Here is a 15839-nt window from a genome sequence, read left to right as displayed (position 1 = left end):
GAAGTCCGCATTCTATCAGATTGTTTTTCATTTGTCAAGATTTTATGGAAGTTTTATAAGAGAAATTTCACTATTTTGCAAAATTTCGCTTTGATCTGGGCTAGTTAAAAACATAAAAGTGCTTTTTAAAATATGATCTATCATGCCAGAGCCGTATTTTCCACCATTTGTTGCTATAAATTTATCATTTTCAATATTTCCAAAAATGGCATTGATCCTACCTGATTTTACCTTTAAATTTTGCGCATTTGTAGTATTTTGCATCACAAAGCAATCCTCTCTTAAAAGAGGCAAAACAAGCATCATCATGCAAACATAAGCTGCCATTGGATTTCCAGGGAGCACAAAGACTAGTTTGCCATCTTTTTCATAAGCCTTGCAAGGTCTGCCAGGTCTTATGTCAAGGTGTGAGAAAATTTCGTTGTATCCAAGCTCACTTAGAGCTATTTTCATAAAGTCAGCCTCACCAGCGCTTGCTCCGCCAGAGCAGACAATGATGTCATAGTTTGTAGTATTTAAAAATGCTTGTTTTACAGCGCTTAGCTCATCTTTTATGATGCCAAGATATGAGCTTTTTTGACCGATTGAGCTTAAAAGTGCGGTGATGCCAAGTGCGTTTGCATTGTAAATTTCATCCTCGCTAGCTCTTTGCCAAGGCTCGATGATCTCGTTTCCGCTTGAGTAAATTCCAACACTAGACTGCTTTTTCACATCTATAAAGCTTATGCCCTGAGCTGCTAGCATCATCACGCTTCTTGTGTTTAAAATTTCACCACTTTTTAGTAAAATTTCACCAACTTTTGTCTCTTCGCCTTTAAAGCGGTAAGCTTCGCCTTTTTTAAGCTTAGCTGGCGCTTTTACAAACTCGCCCTCAACTACGCAATCTTCAAACCTCATGACCGTGTCAGCGCCCTTTGGCATCTTTGCACCTGTCATTATCTTCACGCACTCGTTTTTGCCGATAGCTAGCTGCTCTTTATCGCCTGCAAAGGCACTTGCGATGATCTTATAAGGTTTATCTTTCTCGTCAAATTTAACCGCAAAGCCATCAAGCGCTGAGTTATCAAAACATGGCAGATTTTTTACTGCCACTACATCATTTGCTAATGTTCTACCAAGAGCCATGCTGATAGGCAAAATTTCACTATCTATTTTTAGTTTAAATTTGGATTTAAGCGCATCTAATGCATCATTTAGTAGCATTTTTACTCCTCAAGCCTAGTAATATTTGCACCAAGGCCTTGAAATTTCTCTTCTAAATTTTCATATCCTCTATCAAGGTGATAAATTCTATGTACCAAGCTTTCGCCATTTGCTATAAGAGCAGCTAGTATCAGCGCTGAGCTAGCTCTAAGATCTGTCGCCATCACATCGGCTGCATTTAGCTTAGCTGGTGCATAAACACTTGCAATATGTCCATTTAATTTAATATCCGCTCCCATTCTAGCAAGCTCACTAACGTGCATAAAGCGGTTTTCAAAAAGCCTCTCATCTATCGTGCTAACGCCATTTGCTGCAAGGCAAAGCGCCATAAATTGAGCTTGCATATCTGTTGGAAAGCCCGGATACTCGGTGGTTCTTATCTCCACTGGTTTTATCTCTTTTGCTGGCAATATCGTGATCTTATCGCCGTCTACTTCGATACCAAAGCCCATCTCTTCAAATTTATTTAAAATAGCCGTCATATGAGCTGCATTTGCCTTTGTTACCGAAATTTTGCTATTTGTTATAGCTCCAGCACAAAGGTATGTGCCAGCCTCGATCCTATCAGGGATGACCTCGATATCGCAAATTTCAAGTAATTTTTGGCCGCTCCCGGTTATCTTTAGTTCACTTGTGCCGATGCCTTCTATTTTAACGCCACTCTTAGCCAAAATTTCACAAATTTGCACCACTTCAGGCTCAAGCGCTACGTTAAAAAGCTCTGTCGTACCGTGCGCTAGAGCTGCAGCCATGATGATATTTTCACTGCCAGTTACGGTGATCTTATCAAAAACAATCTTTGCGCCTTTTAGGCCATTTGGTGCTGTTGCGACGACGTAGCCTTGCTTTATTTCTATATTTGCGCCCATTTTTTCGAGTGCATTTAGATGCAGATCGATAGGTCTTTGTCCGATCGCACATCCTCCAGGTAGGCTCACTTCGCAGTGACCAAAGCGTGCAAGAAGCGGTCCAAGCGTTAAGATCGATGCTCTCATCTTTCTAACGATATCGTAATTTGCAGTAGTTGAGCTTACACCACTTGTGTCTATGCTTAGTGAATTTTTATCTTTAAATTCACACTTTGCTCCTAGATTAGTTAGCAGTTGGCAAAGCGTTTTTATATCAGCGACATTTGGGATATTTGTTAAATTTACACTTTTTTTTGCAAGTAAGGTTAGGGCGATGATCGGTAGAGCAGCATTTTTGGCACCGCTTATTTTTACTTCGCCACTTAATTTGGCATTTCCTTTTATCTTTAAATAGTGCATCATTATTTTTTGCCTTAAGAAAATATATTTTTTGCCGATATTATATTGCTTTTTAACTTAGAATAAAGAAAGCAAAGCACTATTTCCGGTTCATTTACGTTTAAAAGTTAAAATTGCAAACACTAAAATTTTGGATATAAATATGTCAAATTCAATAAATAAAAAAATCTTTTTTATTCTTAGCATTATATTTTTTACAGGTTGTTCTTTTACTTCTAATCAACCGACAACTCCGCAAAATGAAACAAATCAAACCGTAACTTCAAGTGTTGATTTTAGTGAGCAAATGATTGGTGAAATCATAGATGAAGATAATGATAGAGAAGATAAAAAATTTGGTTCTTTTTTTAAAAAATACCTAAATACAAGAGCGGGCGGTGATTGCTCTGGCTTTGTTTCTATCGTAAATGCAAAGTATCAAAATATGTATTTTGATGAAAAGACAATAAATCGCTACTACGATAATGGCGGTAGAAAGTCAAAAGCGATCTATAATTTTTATGAAAGTAAAAATTTAATTACTCATAAAAATCCAAAAATAGGTGATCTTGTATTTTTCTCAAATACTCTTGGCAAGGGTGTTCAGAAAAATAAAGATAAGAAAAATATCACTCATGTTGGCATAGTTACGGCTGTCCTTGGCGATGAGACAGTAAAATTTATACATAATTCTGGCGGAAAGATAATTCATAGCTATATGAATCTAAAACAAAAAAACGTGCATCTAAAAGGAAATCAAGAGATAAATAGCTACCTTGTAAGATGTTCAAACTCAAGTTGCTTAGCAGCAAATAGATTTGCTGGATATGGCAAAGCAAAATAAATCAGAAATTTTTATTAAAAACCTTTTAAAACAAATACTAGGCTCAAATTTTAAGCATTATTTATATAAATTTACATTCGTAAATACAGATTTAAATAAAGAGAAAATATGAATTTTTATGATGAAATTTGGGAAATTTTAAATGAAGGCGAGATTGGGCTTAAATTTTTAAAATTTGAGCTATTTTATGAGAAATTTAAACGAGATTTTAATATAAATTTTTGTGAAAGCTCTAAACCAAATGAGTTAATAACACCTAGCTATGCAAAATTTTGTGAAGTAGTTAGCATGAAAGAGCTAAACAAAAAAGTAAAGCCAAAGGATAAAAATTTAAATTTTATCCATTCGGTAGCTCATATTGAATTTAGTGCTATTGACATCGCGCTTGATGCTTGTTATAGATTTAGAAATTTGCCAAGAGAATTTTATGAAGACTGGCTAGAAGTGGCTGAAGATGAGATCAGACACTTTTGTATGATAGAAAATTTGCTCTTAAAACAAGGCGGTAGATACGGCGAGCTAAGTGTACATGATGGACTTTTTATCGCACTTCAAAAGACTTCAAGTAGTCTAACTAGCCGTATGGCGCTACTGCCAAGATATATGGAGGCAAATGGGCTTGATGCAAACGCTCATATTATAAAAAGGCTTGAAGGCGAGGGTGGAAATGAAGAGCTCATTGAGTGCCTGAAAGTCATCTTAAAGGAGGAAGTCTCTCATGTTTATAAAGGCGATAAGTGGTTTAAATTTGCTTGCAAAAAAGAGGACATTGACGAAAATAGCTACTTTGACATTATCTTAAGTTTATATCCAAATTCATTTAAAAATGTTAGAGAGATCAATGAGCAAGATCGCTTAAAAGCTGGATTTAGCAAAGAAGAGCTTTGCTTGATAAAGAATTTCTCAAAGGAGAGATAGTGAGTAAAATTTATTTCATAAGACATTCAAAAGCGGTTGATGAGAATAAGGACGGAGCTAAAGATGCTTTAAGGGAGCTTAGTCAAAAAGGCAAAGAGGACGCTAAATTTATGGCAAATAGACTAAAAATGTATGATGTGATGCCAGGGGCTATCTTTTCTAGTAGTGCCAAAAGGTGCGAGCAAACAGCAAAGATTATCGCTAAAACTTTAAAATTTAAAGAAGAGACCAGTCTTATAGATGAGCTTTATGATATAAGCTTTGAAGATCTTTTAAAATTTGTCAAAAATATAGATGAGAGTTTGGATGAAATTTTTATCATCACACATAACCCGAGCATTACCGAAATTTGCGAGTATTTAAGCGATTCATCAATAGACAATATCCCAACTTCTGGAATATTTTGCGTTGAGTTTGGATGTAAATTTAGTGAGTTAAAAGAGGGTGGTGCAAAAGCGTTATTTTTTGACCACCCAAAAAAACATCAAAGATAATTTAACACTTTAGTTTTTATCTTTAAAAATTTCGTTATACGAAGTAAAAATTTGCTCGCTTAGATCTTCTATTTTTTTAGACTTATCAACAAAATAATTTAAATTTTGTTCGTTGTAACCAGAGGCTGACTTCTCGAGCAAGAGTTTGATTTCATTATTTAGCGACGTTGCAAGCTCTTTTGACTTATCAAAATTTTTATTTTGCTTGTGTTCGCTTATACTCTCGTTCTCATACCAATCTAGCAGACTTTGCGCTAAATCACGTATTTCCTCACTATATCCTTGCTCGTTTATAAGGTCAGAGTACACTTTAGTTTTGTAAGCGATTTGCGAAATTTTTGCGATTATAGCAAAGGTTTTATTTTCGACATATTTTGATGTTTGAGCAGTATTTTGTGCGTTTGCATTAAACTCGCTCAATACCTTTTTGAAATTTTCTACATTTTGTGTCGTTAGCTTAGAAATTTCATCGATTTTTTTAGAATTTTCATCGATATCATTTACCTCTTGCTGGAGTGTTTTTATATTGACTTCTATGTCGCTTGCGGCTTTTTGTGTGTTTTCGGCTAGCTTTCTTACCTCATCAGCGACTACCGCAAAACCACGTCCGTGCTCTCCTGCACGAGCAGCTTCAATGGCGGCGTTAAGAGCAAGTAGATTTGTCTGATCGGCAATATCTTTTATTAAATTTAAAACAGAGCTTATTTCAGAAGCCCTAGTGCTTAGCATGCCAGTAGCATTCGAGCAGCTTTGTACTAGACCATCAAGCTCTCCCATATTTTGACTAAGCTCGGCGATATTAGACATATTTTCTTTTGCTGTTTGTGCAGTTTGTTTAGCATCTGTTGCTGTTTGGCTTAAATTTTTGATACTTTCATTTAGATCATCTCTTACATAATTTATACCATTTATACCGTTTCCAAGTTTGTCAAGCTCGCTTGATAGAAGACCTCTAACCTTGCTTTTTTGGCCGTCTTTTATACCTGTGACACCCTTGCTCATAGATATGGCATTTCGTTTAAATAAACCCCTAAACCCTTCTACAAATATATTTCTATATGTTTTTGAGTTTTGTGCAGCTTGGACTGAGGTTGAAATTTCACGTTGAAGCGCCTCAACCTGATCTAATAGATCATTTATGCCAAGGGCGACTTCATACATCTCGTCCTTTTCTCCAATATTTACAATACGAGGCTCTAGTATGCCATTGCTTGCCGATTTGACAACACTTAAAATCTCATTTATTGCATTTGATTTTTTCTTAAACATATCTAGAACCTTTGTAAGTTGTTTATAAATTCATCATAGCTTGTTGATTTTTCTTCTAAGAATTTTAATAAATATTTTTTAGACGCTTCAATACCGCCATCTCGTTCTAGCTCAAGTAATTTTGCATAAAGTGGTTTTATGGTCTCTATCGCTTTTGCGTTTGGCTTACGTCTAACAGAATAGTAGCCAACGATATTATCTTGCTGATCAAGCGAGGCTGTGATATTGCCAAATACCCAGTAAAATCCACCATTGAGAGTTTTATTTTTAATAAAGGCAAAAATTTCCTCTTTATTTTGTATGCGTTCCCAAAGTAGCTTGAAAATAACTCTTGGCATATCAGTGTGCCTTATTATATTGTGCGGTTTTCCCAAGAGATCACCTTGTTTTACTCCTACGATATTTAAAAAAGGCTCGTTGCAATAAGTAATCCTTCCTTTTGTATCCGTTTTTGAAACTAAAAATGCGTTCTCATCAACGCCATATTCTCTTTCTATAGGCATTTTACTCCTTTAAATGTTGATTTAATTTTTAACAGCTTTTGCCATATCCCACATTGGCATAAATATACCAAGGGCGAGCAAAAGCACCATAGCTGCGATAAATATTAGTAGTATCGGCTCAATATAGTTTGAAATATTATCAATAATATCATTAAATTTCACTCTATAATAATCAGTAACTTTTTGTGTCATGTCATCTAAGCTACCACTTTGTTCGCCAGCACCTATCATCTGTATAAGCATACCCTCATAAAGTCCAGTTTGCCTAAAGGCCTCGGTTAAGCTTATGCCACGACCAACCAGTACTTTTACAGCAGTTAGCTTATTTCTTATGTCTTGATTTGAAACAGTTACAACGGCAGTATCTAGCGCATCAGCGATAGGAAGTCCCGCGCGAACAAGCTCTGTAAAGATTAGATTAAATCTACTCATATTTGCAAAAAATATTATCTTGCCCACAAGATAGACTTTTAGTAGGTATTTATCGACCTTATCCCTAAAATTTTCATCATTTGAATATTGCTTTTTTAGCAAAAAAGCAAATGCAATAAGAACAACTATTATATATATGCCGTAATTGCTCATTATGTATTCAATGTTTAGTAAAATTTTAGTAGGAAGAGGGAGGTCGGCATTAAGCTGGCTAAAAATTTCTCGAAATTGTGGAACAACTGATGTCATGAGCACAATAAAAGCCAAAATTATAGAGCATATTACGGTTATTGGATACCTTATAGCTTTTTTAAATTTTTGTTGGTTATCCCAGACTTCTTGCAAGATAGAAGCTAGCTTTGATAATGCATCAGCCATATTACCAGTGCTCTCTCCAAGCCTTACCATAGCGACAGTGACATCGCCTAGCTCTTCTTGAAAATTTTCTATACTTTGAGTTAAACTTGCACCTTGATTTAGGTCTTCATCTAGCGTTTGAAATATTGTTTTTAGCCTTTTATCCTCAGTAGCATTTGCTGTCTCTTTTATGCCATCATGTATTGATATACCAGCATTAGTCATAACGCTAAGTTGCCTTATGGTAGCAACTAGAGCTGGAATTTTTACTTTTGAAGAAGAGAATATTTTGTTAAATTTTTCTTGCAAGTCCAAAAAATCATTGTTAATACTTGAGACCTGAGTTTCTTTGATCTTTACTATCATGCCTTGAATATTTGCACGATTTTTTACATCATTTTTGCTATTGGCCTTTAGGCTCATCTTTTGGCGTTTGCCATCTTTTATATATTCTATTTCGTAAAATTTCATATCTTGGCAACTCTATATACTTCTTCGATGGTTGTTACACCATTTGCTGCGCGTATAACGCCATCGTGGAACATATCTATAAAGCCTTCGTCATAGGCGGCCTTTTTAAGCTCTTCTTTCGAAGCGTTATTTGCTACGATACTTGCTATATGATCGCTGATAGATAATATTTCGCTTATCATTTCACGCCCTAGATATCCAGTCTGTGAGCAATGTTGGCAACCTACGCTTTTATAAAATTGATAATCTTCAGGAAGAAATCTCTTAATCTCATCAAGAGCTTTTTGAGATAGCGTGACTTTTTGTTTGCAATACGGGCAAAGCTTTCTTACAAGCCTTTGAGCCTCGATGCAAACTAGTGCACCACTTACTAGATATGGCTCAATACCCATATCAACCATACGAGGTAAAGCGCTAATAGCGTCGTTTGTATGAAGTGTAGAAAAAACCAAGTGACCAGTTAGTGCCGCTTGAATTGCGATTCTAAGCGTCTCTTGATCTCTGATCTCACCTATCATAATAATGTCTGGATCTTGCCTTAGGATAGAGCGAAGAGCCGAGATAAAAGTAAGCCCAGCCTTCTCATTGACATGTACTTGTTGGATCATATTTAGCTGATACTCAACCGGATCTTCAACGGTAATAATCTTAGTTTTTACACTTTTTATATCATTTAATGCACCATAAAGTGTAGTCGTTTTTCCTGATCCTGTCGGACCAGTAACTAGGATAATGCCATAAGGCGCTTTCATGCTCTTTTTAAATTTGGCAAAGTTATCTGGATGCATACCAAGGTCTTCAATGTTTATGATAACTTTTGATTTGTCCAAAATTCTTAAAACTATGCTTTCGCCGTTTAAAATAGGTAGTGTAGAGATACGGAAATCGTACTCTTTATCTAAAATTTGAGCTGAAAATCTACCATCTTGTGGGCGGCGACGCTCCGCGATATCCATATTTGAAAGTAGCTTCATTCGGCTTACCATCGGAGGATAAATATCTTTATCAAATATAAATGTCTCACTTAGCATACCATCTATCCTGCTTCTTACGATACAGTTTGTCTCGGTTGGCTCGATGTGAATATCGCTCGCTCTGCTTTGAATAGATGTTTTTAAAATTATCTCAATTAGCTTTAAAATTCCAGAACTTTCTGTGCTTTGCCCTTGGCTACTGGAGCTTGAAAGCTCTTTTCTGATCTCTGTAATAACGTCCTTTATGCTTTCATTAAGAGCTATTTTGTTTATATATTTTTCTATCTGGGCTGGATCTGCGCAAGCTACTTTTAATAGCTTTCTGTTGAATAAATTTTGAACTTTATCTTGAATGATCACGTCAAAAGGATTTTTAAAAGCAACATAAACGCTTATCTCGTCTTCTTTTACGGGTATGGCGTTATATGATTTTAGCTGCGAGGTGCTTAGTTTTTCACTGATACGGTAGTCGATATCTATATCATCAAGATCAAAAAATGTGATTTTAAATTTATCACATACATATTGAATAAAGCGCTTTTGATCTATCTGAAGACTAGTTGAAATTTCATCAATGTCAGTGTGTCCTCTTCTATAAATATCAGATAGAATTTCAAAAAAAATCTCTTCTTCTAGCATATTTTCTTCAAGCAAAATAGCTAAAAGACTTTTTTCGTTTATCTTTTTTATCTCTATAATCTTTAAAATTTGCTCATCATTTAGTTTATTAAGTTGCTCTAATGTTTTTAGCGTTAAATTTTCTAAATTATTCATCTCTTCTCTTTATCTATACTCAATCTGCGAAGTAAGATCGTCATTTTTAAAAATTTTTAAAATCATTTTTGCAAAATTTGAGCCAGCGATTGCACTAAGCTCATATCTTGTATCTGAATTTGGCTCTTCAAAAATAAATACGCCGAGCTCCTCAACGTATTCTTTTTTGACAAATTTATCAAATATAAATGAAAGAATGTAATCGCTCTTTGGAAGTCTAATATAGCTTATATCAGCCCCATCCAAGATAGCATGAAGCAATAGCTTTTTTTTAAGCAATATATCAGCAAAATATGCTGCATTCTCTCTTGAGCTTTGTGTTTTTGATAGCTTGCTTGCTGGAAGAGCGAGCCTATCTATATCATTTGTTTTTAAGCAAGATATGCCAAAGATATTAAGAAATTCTTCATTTTGTGAATCTTTTAAAAGATCTTGTATTTTTTGATTACAAATTTTAGGATATTCAGCTTTTTCAAAATAACTTTTAATGTCAGCCGCCCCAAGCGCAAAGGCATTTAATGATAAAAATATAATAAGTAAAAATTTCACAACGTATCACTTTTTATCTTATTTATTAGCTCATTTATCTCGGGCTTATTTTTATTTTTATTATATTCTTCTAATGCACGCAATGCGTCATCTTTTTGCTTTAGCATATATTTTGCCTTAGCAAACATGACCCAAGACTCCTCAATGCTACTATCTAAATTATTTGCCGATAGTGCCCATTTTATAGTGTCGCTATATCTTTTGTCTTGATAGCATTTTCTTGCTATTTTAAGGGCGATTTCTGGATTTTTGCTTTTATTAAAATTTTCTTTTAGCATAGATATTTCATTGTTTTCACTTGAAATTTGAATATCAATTTTTGGCTTTGCTTTTGGTTCTAGTTCTATTACCTCTTCATTTGGTAGAGACTGTTCATTTTGTATGTTTTCATTTTCAGTTGGTAAATTTAGCTTTAACCAACCACCACTACTTCTTTGTTTTTTATCTGCTATCTGCTCTTTGTTATCTTCATTTAGTTTTATGGATTGTTCTAGCTTTTTCGCTATTTTCTCAGCAAGCTCATCTTGCTTCTTATCTGATTCAAACCTCTCTTTTGCTTGCTCACTTTTTTGTTTGCCATCTTCTAAAATATTTTTGCTGACATTAGTTTCAGCAAAGGTTATGTTTTTTTCTTTTATATCTGTTTGTATTGTCAAATTTTTCTCAACTAAAGTTGGAATATTGGTTGTCTCTTTTTTATTTTTAGCATTTGAGAAAAATAAAAAAGCACCAAAAATAAAAGCGATTAGCAATACCGTAATTATTAAAAGGCCTAACTTTTTATGTGATAACAATTTTAAAAAGCTATTTTTATTCTTTTTTTCGTACTCTTCATAGAGCTTTTCTAGCCTTTGAATTTCTTGTAATTCAAGCATGAATTATTCCTGTATCAAGTGCAGACATTGTCAAAATTTTAATATTTGCGTCCTCGCTACTTAATTTTGATGGCTGATTTTGTTCGTAATATTCACAAATTTCATAAAATTTATACATGATTTTATTTAGTGTGCGTAGATTTCCGCAACAAAGCTCATAGGCTTTGTCATAGTCTTTTTTCTGAAAATTTAGGTATTTATCGTAGCCTTTTTGTCCTATTTTTCTTTGCAAATAAACTATGATTTCATTCGTGTTTGCACTTCCAAGCTCTATGCTCTCCCAAATTCTAGTTTGAAAATAGTCCTTTGCTAACACATCTTCATTTTCAGTTTTATGAATAGTAAATAGAAATTTAAATAATCTTGTATCAGCCATCAGCCTTATTTTTTCAATCAATTCAGTAGGATAAAGTTGTGCTTCATCCAGGATGACAACTATTTGGTTTTGTAAAATTTCATCTTTATTTTTAAATTCCTTTGAGTAGTGTGCAACAAAACTTTCAAAATTATTTATATTATCAAGTTTATTTCCATATATATCTCCACAAAGAGCTTCTATAAATGTAGCCTCGCTAAAAAAAGGATGTGGGAAAAAAATTAATTTTTTATCCTTTTGAAGATCAGAGGCTATCTTGTTTAGCAAAAAAGTCTTTCCACTACCAGGCTTACCATAAAAAAGTATAAGTTTTAATGGCTTTTTTAGAGCCGAGACGATCTTATTGTAACAAGTGATTGAGTTATCTAGGTTAACAAAATCAGCTACTTCATCTTCGTTGATAAAGATATCTTTTATATCTGTATAAATATTCTTGTTATTCATAGATCGTTTTAGAAAAACCTAAGTCTTTTAATGATTGATTAAGTGGCTTTTTTTTGTCAAAATCAACTACATGAGGAGTGATGACAAAGATAAGCTCTGTTGTCTTTATATTGTCTCTTGTGCTTTTAAAGACACCACCTATAAGTGGGATATCAGAAAGAAGAGGCACAGAAGTATTATTTTTGCCCTTTGTCTGGCCTATTAATCCACCAAGAATAATAGTATCACCGCTATCAACTTGAACAACAGTTGAAAGCTTCTTTTGCACCGTATCTGGAGCAATCTCTCTTAACGCATTTTGTCTTGTGTCGTCTTCAGCGTATTTAAAGTTACTAAGCGATGGATTGATTCGAAGCATGATTTTATTATTATCAGAGACTTCTGGTAATAAATTTAATAATATGCCTATAAAAACAGAATATTGTTTATAAGTAGTTGTCAGCCTATCACTATTGCTGTTTCCATTGTCAGTTTTTTGTTGAACACGGTAGTTTATGTTATCACCAACTGAAATTAGAGCTTGCTGATTATTAAGTGTTGTTACTTTTGGGCTTGATATAACCTTTGTCTTTCCATTTGTTTCAAGAAAATTTATCATTCCATCAAGGCTAAAATTTAAATTAGCTGCGATATTTAATGTACGTCCAAATCCATCGCTTAGGCTATTGCCTTTATTTGTCCAAGTTGCACTTGAGCTCGGATTATTCCTTGAATTGCCAATGTATGTATTAAATCCAAGTTCAAATTTACTCCAGTCAACACCTTGCTTGTATTCATTATTTAACTCAACTGAAATAATAGAAACATCAATAATTACTTGTTTCTTTAGTCTTTTTTGCATTTCATCTATATACTTCTCAACTCGCTTAAGTTGAGAAGGGGTAGCTGTAACAGTGATAAGACCTGCATTTTGATTTATGATAGGATCAGGCGCTGTGATATGTTCGCTACTATTATTTAAAATAGCTTTAAGCTCAGCATCTAGTTTTTCCCAAAAGTCAAACCTTTCAGTAGTTTTTATAAGGTTGCTTGAGCCTTGAGAACTATCATCTTGGGAATTATCGCTACTACTTGAACCACTAGAAATTTCAGATGGAGTAGCATCCACTGAAGCTTGGGTGACAGCAGTTCCTTCTCTAATAGAAGTTATATAATCTAGTTTAAAAATTTGAGTTTTTAAAGATGAAATTTTTAATACATTATTTGAAAACTCGTAGCTTAAATTTTTCTCACTTAAAAGTAGGTCGAAAACTTCGCTAAGACTCATATTTCTGATATTAACACCAAAAACTTTATCTTTTAGCTCTGTTTTGCTATAAGTATCCTTTGCAACAATACTAAAGTTACACATTTCTGAAAGCTGATTTAACACATCTACTAGCGTAACATCATCTGAAATTTTCATATTAAAATTTTTGCTTAAACAACCACTCTCATTAGCACTAGCATAATTCATATTTAAGCAAATGAGTGCACCCATTATTAATATTTTATTTAATCTTAATCTCAACATTTTTACTTCCATTTTTTAAAATTAGCTCTTGTTTCTCATCGCCTTTTACTAAAAAAACGCTATTTTTAGTAATGTTAGCTATTTTGTAACCATCAACAATATCACCGACAGCATACCATTTGGAATCAATATTTGCTTTGTTTAATAAAATTGCTTTTAAACTAAGCCCTTTTGAAGCCTGAGTAATAATTGATAAATTTTGATCTGTTACCGTCTTGATAGGTTCTTGCTTAAAAGGATTTTTTATACTAGAAAGCTCAATATCGCTAAGACCGCTTCTTTTTTCCTTTATTTTTTCAAAAATTTTATCATAAGAGTCCATTTCCTCTTGAAGCTGATTAGCAAAAGCAATATTTAACAATAAAAAAGCCAATAAAATTTTTATTTTCATTAGTATTTCATCCCCCAAACAGATATTGAGATCTTAGCGCCAAGCTCTTTTTGGGTAGAATTTACATCCATTTTATGAAGATCAACCACTAGCTTTGATTCTTCAAGGCCATTTATATATGAAAGCATATCTTTAAAACCTCCCAAAAATGTCAAGTCAATATTTAAAATTTGCTCAATTTTTTGGAAATTTGGCTCTTTTATATCACTTTTTAACTCTAAAATTTTTATATTATTTTGCTTCGCTAAAGATACGATATTGTCTAAGAAATTTGCCCAATTTTGATCGTTAAATAATAAAAACGATAGTTCTTTTAGCTTTGAGTCAAAATGAGCATTAAATTTTAAAACACTAGAATATTTGCCTTTAAGCGTTTCAAGTATTTTGGTCTCTTCATTTATTTTAAAATTTTTATCCCCGCTAGGTGAGCTGGTCGATCTTAAATAATCTCTTGTTCTTGAAAGATCATTGCTAATTTTAGTATGCGAATTAAATCTTTCATCATAAAAATCTTGCGACGGATCAAAACAAAGCATATAAACAATATAAATAATAATTAAAGCTGAACCCAAAAAAATTATATTTGTTTCGCTTTGTTTTTTTGCGTCAAAATACTTATCTATTTTACTTAAAACGTCTTGTCTCATTGTCTAATCTCTATACTTATATTACTTTCATACTCGTTATTTTGTTTATCTTCTTTAATTTTTTTTGTATTTACTGAATATTTAGGCATCTTGCTGATATCTTTTATTAGCTGCGTAATCCTTTTTTCATTATCGCTAACAACGGTTACTGTTAAATTTTTATCGTTATTTTTAATATTTGTTATAAAAACGCTATTGCTGTTTATCGTATCGGTAATTTCGAAAAGATTTAAACCTTTCATTACGTAATGATCTTTTTTGTTTTCAATTTCTTGAAGCAACCCTTTTCTAAAATTTAACTTCTCTTCCTCTTTATCAGTTAATCCTTTTATATCATTTTGCTCTTTTTTTAGTCTTTCAAGAGTACTTCTTATTTGTGCTGCTTGCGCATTAAGCACATCAAGCTCATCACTTAGCTTTTGCGAATCTGCTTCTAAAATACTGCCAGCTATATAATTATAAAGAGGATAGGACATGCTTAGGCAAAAAGCAGCGGCACATGTCAGTATAAATTTACCGCTTTTTCTTTTTGTGAATGGATCAGGTCTAAGCAAATTTGAGAAGTTAAAATCAGCATTAAAGGCCTCTTTTTTGTAAAAATTTGCATACAAAGCCATCATGTTATACCGTTCGCTAATGGCTAAATTTTTAGAATTTATTACAGTGCTTATATTTAATTTCGTAGCATTTGTGCCAAGCTTTGTATTGATGAATTTCTCAAAACGCTCTATTTTATAGTCGCAGTCAATATAGATATTTTTTATATTTATACTATAGATTCTATTGACAACATTTATCGTGTCATTTACGTAAAATATATAGTCCTCAAAAACAGTATTTAGATCGTAGCTAAAGCCTTCTTCATTGCTATCTAAAAGTCCTCTTGTCTTTAGGATATCTAAAAAGCTTTCTAGGCTTACTTTTTCGCCGCTTTGCTCTATAAATTTATCTTTTAAATAATTTAGTGTGTATCTTAAACCTCTTGATGTAAGGTATTCTCCATTTACATAAATGCTTATAAATGCTTCATCGGCCCTAAATGTCAAAAAACAATCACTCTGAGTGCTAGGAAGTAAGCCTTTTTTATATATAACACTATATAAGAGTGGCTCTACAACGACATAATCTATAAAAGGTACTCTTTTAGAAATATTTTTAAAAATTTTATTTATAGTTTCGTTTGTAGCAATAAAAACATTAAAAATTCTATCTTCTTTTTCAACATTACTTTCAAAATAAACTATTTTATAGTCAATCGCAGGATCAAGAGAGAGCTCTTCGTAAATTTTGATAGAGATGTTGTTTTCAATATCCTCATCATCTATTGTTCTTGAGATGTTTATGGTGGCTGTTATTATATCTTTATACTCGATATAAGATATAAAAAAGTCTCGCTTTAGAATATTCTTTGAAAGACTTAGCGTATCGACATTACTATTAGAAAATCTAAAACCTTCATATTCATAAGGATCTAGCGTAACGATTGGATTATCGTTAATTTTTCTAAGCTTTAACATAAAAATTTACCTCATAATGCTCTAATTGGGCTGTATTTTAA

Annotated in this window: 16 protein-coding genes; 3 read left to right on the top strand and 13 right to left on the bottom strand. The window is 33.1% G+C overall.

The window, feature by feature from the left end; genetic code table 11:
* Positions 1 to 42 precede the first annotated feature (42 nt).
* Both CVS93_RS01980 and murA read right to left on the bottom strand, forming a co-directional pair.
* Positions 43 to 1203, bottom strand: a complete 1161-nt coding sequence (locus CVS93_RS01980; RefSeq protein WP_107686371.1) for a molybdopterin molybdotransferase MoeA — start codon at positions 1201 to 1203, stop codon at positions 43 to 45.
* Between the two features lie 2 nt (positions 1204 to 1205).
* Positions 1206 to 2474 (bottom strand): UDP-N-acetylglucosamine 1-carboxyvinyltransferase, encoded by a 1269-nt coding sequence (gene murA / locus CVS93_RS01975; protein ID WP_084107958.1) that lies wholly within the window; start codon positions 2472 to 2474, stop codon positions 1206 to 1208.
* A 139-nt stretch (positions 2475 to 2613) separates the two neighbouring features.
* Between murA and CVS93_RS01970 the strand changes: the two genes are divergently transcribed.
* From CVS93_RS01970 to CVS93_RS01960, 3 genes are all read left to right on the top strand, one after another.
* The gene (locus CVS93_RS01970; protein ID WP_072594208.1) at positions 2614 to 3294 is read left to right on the top strand and encodes an NlpC/P60 family protein; all 681 of its coding nucleotides are present in this window, start codon (positions 2614 to 2616) and stop codon (positions 3292 to 3294) included.
* Positions 3295 to 3402: 108 nt separating this feature from the next.
* Positions 3403 to 4212 carry a ferritin-like domain-containing protein gene (locus tag CVS93_RS01965; protein ID WP_084107956.1) on the top strand — a complete coding sequence of 270 codons (810 nt, stop codon included), beginning with the start codon at positions 3403 to 3405 and terminating at the stop codon, positions 4210 to 4212.
* The gene (locus tag CVS93_RS01960) at positions 4212 to 4706 is read left to right on the top strand and encodes a SixA phosphatase family protein (RefSeq protein WP_087577026.1); all 495 of its coding nucleotides are present in this window, start codon (positions 4212 to 4214) and stop codon (positions 4704 to 4706) included. Before CVS93_RS01965 ends, CVS93_RS01960 begins: the two co-directional genes overlap by 1 nt.
* Before the next feature lie 9 nt (positions 4707 to 4715).
* On the opposite strand, the gene CVS93_RS10045 is transcribed toward CVS93_RS01960, so the two are convergent.
* From CVS93_RS10045 to CVS93_RS01905, 11 genes are all read right to left on the bottom strand, one after another.
* Positions 4716 to 5483, bottom strand: coding sequence for a methyl-accepting chemotaxis protein (locus CVS93_RS10045; protein ID WP_413784285.1), 768 nt, complete (start codon positions 5481 to 5483; stop codon positions 4716 to 4718).
* A 494-nt stretch (positions 5484 to 5977) separates the two neighbouring features.
* A complete protein-coding gene (locus CVS93_RS01950; protein ID WP_084107953.1) occupies positions 5978 to 6478 on the bottom strand; it encodes a PAS domain-containing protein in 501 nt (166 codons plus the stop codon).
* Positions 6479 to 6499: 21 nt separating this feature from the next.
* Positions 6500 to 7738, bottom strand: coding sequence for a type II secretion system F family protein (locus tag CVS93_RS01945; RefSeq protein WP_103648494.1), 1239 nt, complete (start codon positions 7736 to 7738; stop codon positions 6500 to 6502).
* Positions 7735 to 9486 (bottom strand): GspE/PulE family protein, encoded by a 1752-nt coding sequence (locus CVS93_RS01940; RefSeq protein WP_107686369.1) that lies wholly within the window; start codon positions 9484 to 9486, stop codon positions 7735 to 7737. Before CVS93_RS01940 ends, CVS93_RS01945 begins: the two co-directional genes overlap by 4 nt.
* A gap of 9 nt (positions 9487 to 9495) precedes the next feature.
* A complete protein-coding gene (locus CVS93_RS01935) occupies positions 9496 to 10035 on the bottom strand; it encodes a hypothetical protein (RefSeq protein ID WP_107686368.1) in 540 nt (179 codons plus the stop codon).
* Positions 10032 to 10910, bottom strand: a complete 879-nt coding sequence (locus CVS93_RS01930) for a transformation system protein (protein ID WP_107686367.1) — start codon at positions 10908 to 10910, stop codon at positions 10032 to 10034. The genes CVS93_RS01935 and CVS93_RS01930 overlap by 4 nt, the downstream gene beginning before the upstream one ends.
* Positions 10903 to 11730: an ATP-binding protein gene (locus CVS93_RS01925; RefSeq protein WP_107686366.1), complete on the bottom strand. Its 828-nt coding sequence runs from the start codon at positions 11728 to 11730 to the stop codon at positions 10903 to 10905. The genes CVS93_RS01930 and CVS93_RS01925 overlap by 8 nt, the downstream gene beginning before the upstream one ends.
* Positions 11723 to 13243 carry a pilus (MSHA type) biogenesis protein MshL gene (gene mshL / locus CVS93_RS01920; protein ID WP_107686365.1) on the bottom strand — a complete coding sequence of 507 codons (1521 nt, stop codon included), beginning with the start codon at positions 13241 to 13243 and terminating at the stop codon, positions 11723 to 11725. Before mshL ends, CVS93_RS01925 begins: the two co-directional genes overlap by 8 nt.
* Positions 13221 to 13634 carry a hypothetical protein gene (locus CVS93_RS01915; protein ID WP_107686364.1) on the bottom strand — a complete coding sequence of 138 codons (414 nt, stop codon included), beginning with the start codon at positions 13632 to 13634 and terminating at the stop codon, positions 13221 to 13223. Before CVS93_RS01915 ends, mshL begins: the two co-directional genes overlap by 23 nt.
* Positions 13634 to 14281 carry a pilus assembly protein PilO gene (locus tag CVS93_RS01910; RefSeq protein WP_107686363.1) on the bottom strand — a complete coding sequence of 216 codons (648 nt, stop codon included), beginning with the start codon at positions 14279 to 14281 and terminating at the stop codon, positions 13634 to 13636. Before CVS93_RS01910 ends, CVS93_RS01915 begins: the two co-directional genes overlap by 1 nt.
* Positions 14278 to 15798: a C4-dicarboxylate ABC transporter gene (locus tag CVS93_RS01905; protein WP_107686362.1), complete on the bottom strand. Its 1521-nt coding sequence runs from the start codon at positions 15796 to 15798 to the stop codon at positions 14278 to 14280. Before CVS93_RS01905 ends, CVS93_RS01910 begins: the two co-directional genes overlap by 4 nt.
* Positions 15799 to 15839: the final 41 nt, after the last annotated feature.

It is taken from the genome of Campylobacter concisus (genome assembly GCF_003048535.1).
Lineage (GTDB): Bacteria > Campylobacterota > Campylobacteria > Campylobacterales > Campylobacteraceae > Campylobacter_A > Campylobacter_A concisus_S.
Note: the sequence above shows the minus strand (reverse complement) of the source record. Positions and strands in the feature narration are given on the sequence as shown.

What these genes read in the sequence shown, in the direction of transcription:
- CVS93_RS01980 (WP_107686371.1), bottom strand. Translation starts at nt 1,203, where the DNA reads ATGCTACTAAATGATGCATTAGATGCGCTTAAATCCAAATTTAAACTA.
- murA (WP_084107958.1), bottom strand. Translation starts at nt 2,474, where the DNA reads ATGATGCACTATTTAAAGATAAAAGGAAATGCCAAATTAAGTGGCGAA.
- CVS93_RS01970 (WP_072594208.1), top strand. Translation starts at nt 2,614, where the DNA reads ATGTCAAATTCAATAAATAAAAAAATCTTTTTTATTCTTAGCATTATA.
- CVS93_RS01965 (WP_084107956.1), top strand. Translation starts at nt 3,403, where the DNA reads ATGAATTTTTATGATGAAATTTGGGAAATTTTAAATGAAGGCGAGATT.
- CVS93_RS10045 (WP_413784285.1), bottom strand. Translation starts at nt 5,483, where the DNA reads ATGGGAGAGCTTGATGGTCTAGTACAAAGCTGCTCGAATGCTACTGGC.
- CVS93_RS01950 (WP_084107953.1), bottom strand. Translation starts at nt 6,478, where the DNA reads ATGCCTATAGAAAGAGAATATGGCGTTGATGAGAACGCATTTTTAGTT.
- CVS93_RS01945 (WP_103648494.1), bottom strand. Translation starts at nt 7,738, where the DNA reads ATGAAATTTTACGAAATAGAATATATAAAAGATGGCAAACGCCAAAAG.
- CVS93_RS01940 (WP_107686369.1), bottom strand. Translation starts at nt 9,486, where the DNA reads ATGAATAATTTAGAAAATTTAACGCTAAAAACATTAGAGCAACTTAAT.
- CVS93_RS01930 (WP_107686367.1), bottom strand. Translation starts at nt 10,910, where the DNA reads ATGCTTGAATTACAAGAAATTCAAAGGCTAGAAAAGCTCTATGAAGAG.
- CVS93_RS01925 (WP_107686366.1), bottom strand. Translation starts at nt 11,730, where the DNA reads ATGAATAACAAGAATATTTATACAGATATAAAAGATATCTTTATCAAC.
- mshL (WP_107686365.1), bottom strand. Translation starts at nt 13,243, where the DNA reads ATGTTGAGATTAAGATTAAATAAAATATTAATAATGGGTGCACTCATT.
- CVS93_RS01915 (WP_107686364.1), bottom strand. Translation starts at nt 13,634, where the DNA reads ATGAAAATAAAAATTTTATTGGCTTTTTTATTGTTAAATATTGCTTTT.
- CVS93_RS01910 (WP_107686363.1), bottom strand. Translation starts at nt 14,281, where the DNA reads ATGAGACAAGACGTTTTAAGTAAAATAGATAAGTATTTTGACGCAAAA.
- CVS93_RS01905 (WP_107686362.1), bottom strand. Translation starts at nt 15,798, where the DNA reads ATGTTAAAGCTTAGAAAAATTAACGATAATCCAATCGTTACGCTAGAT.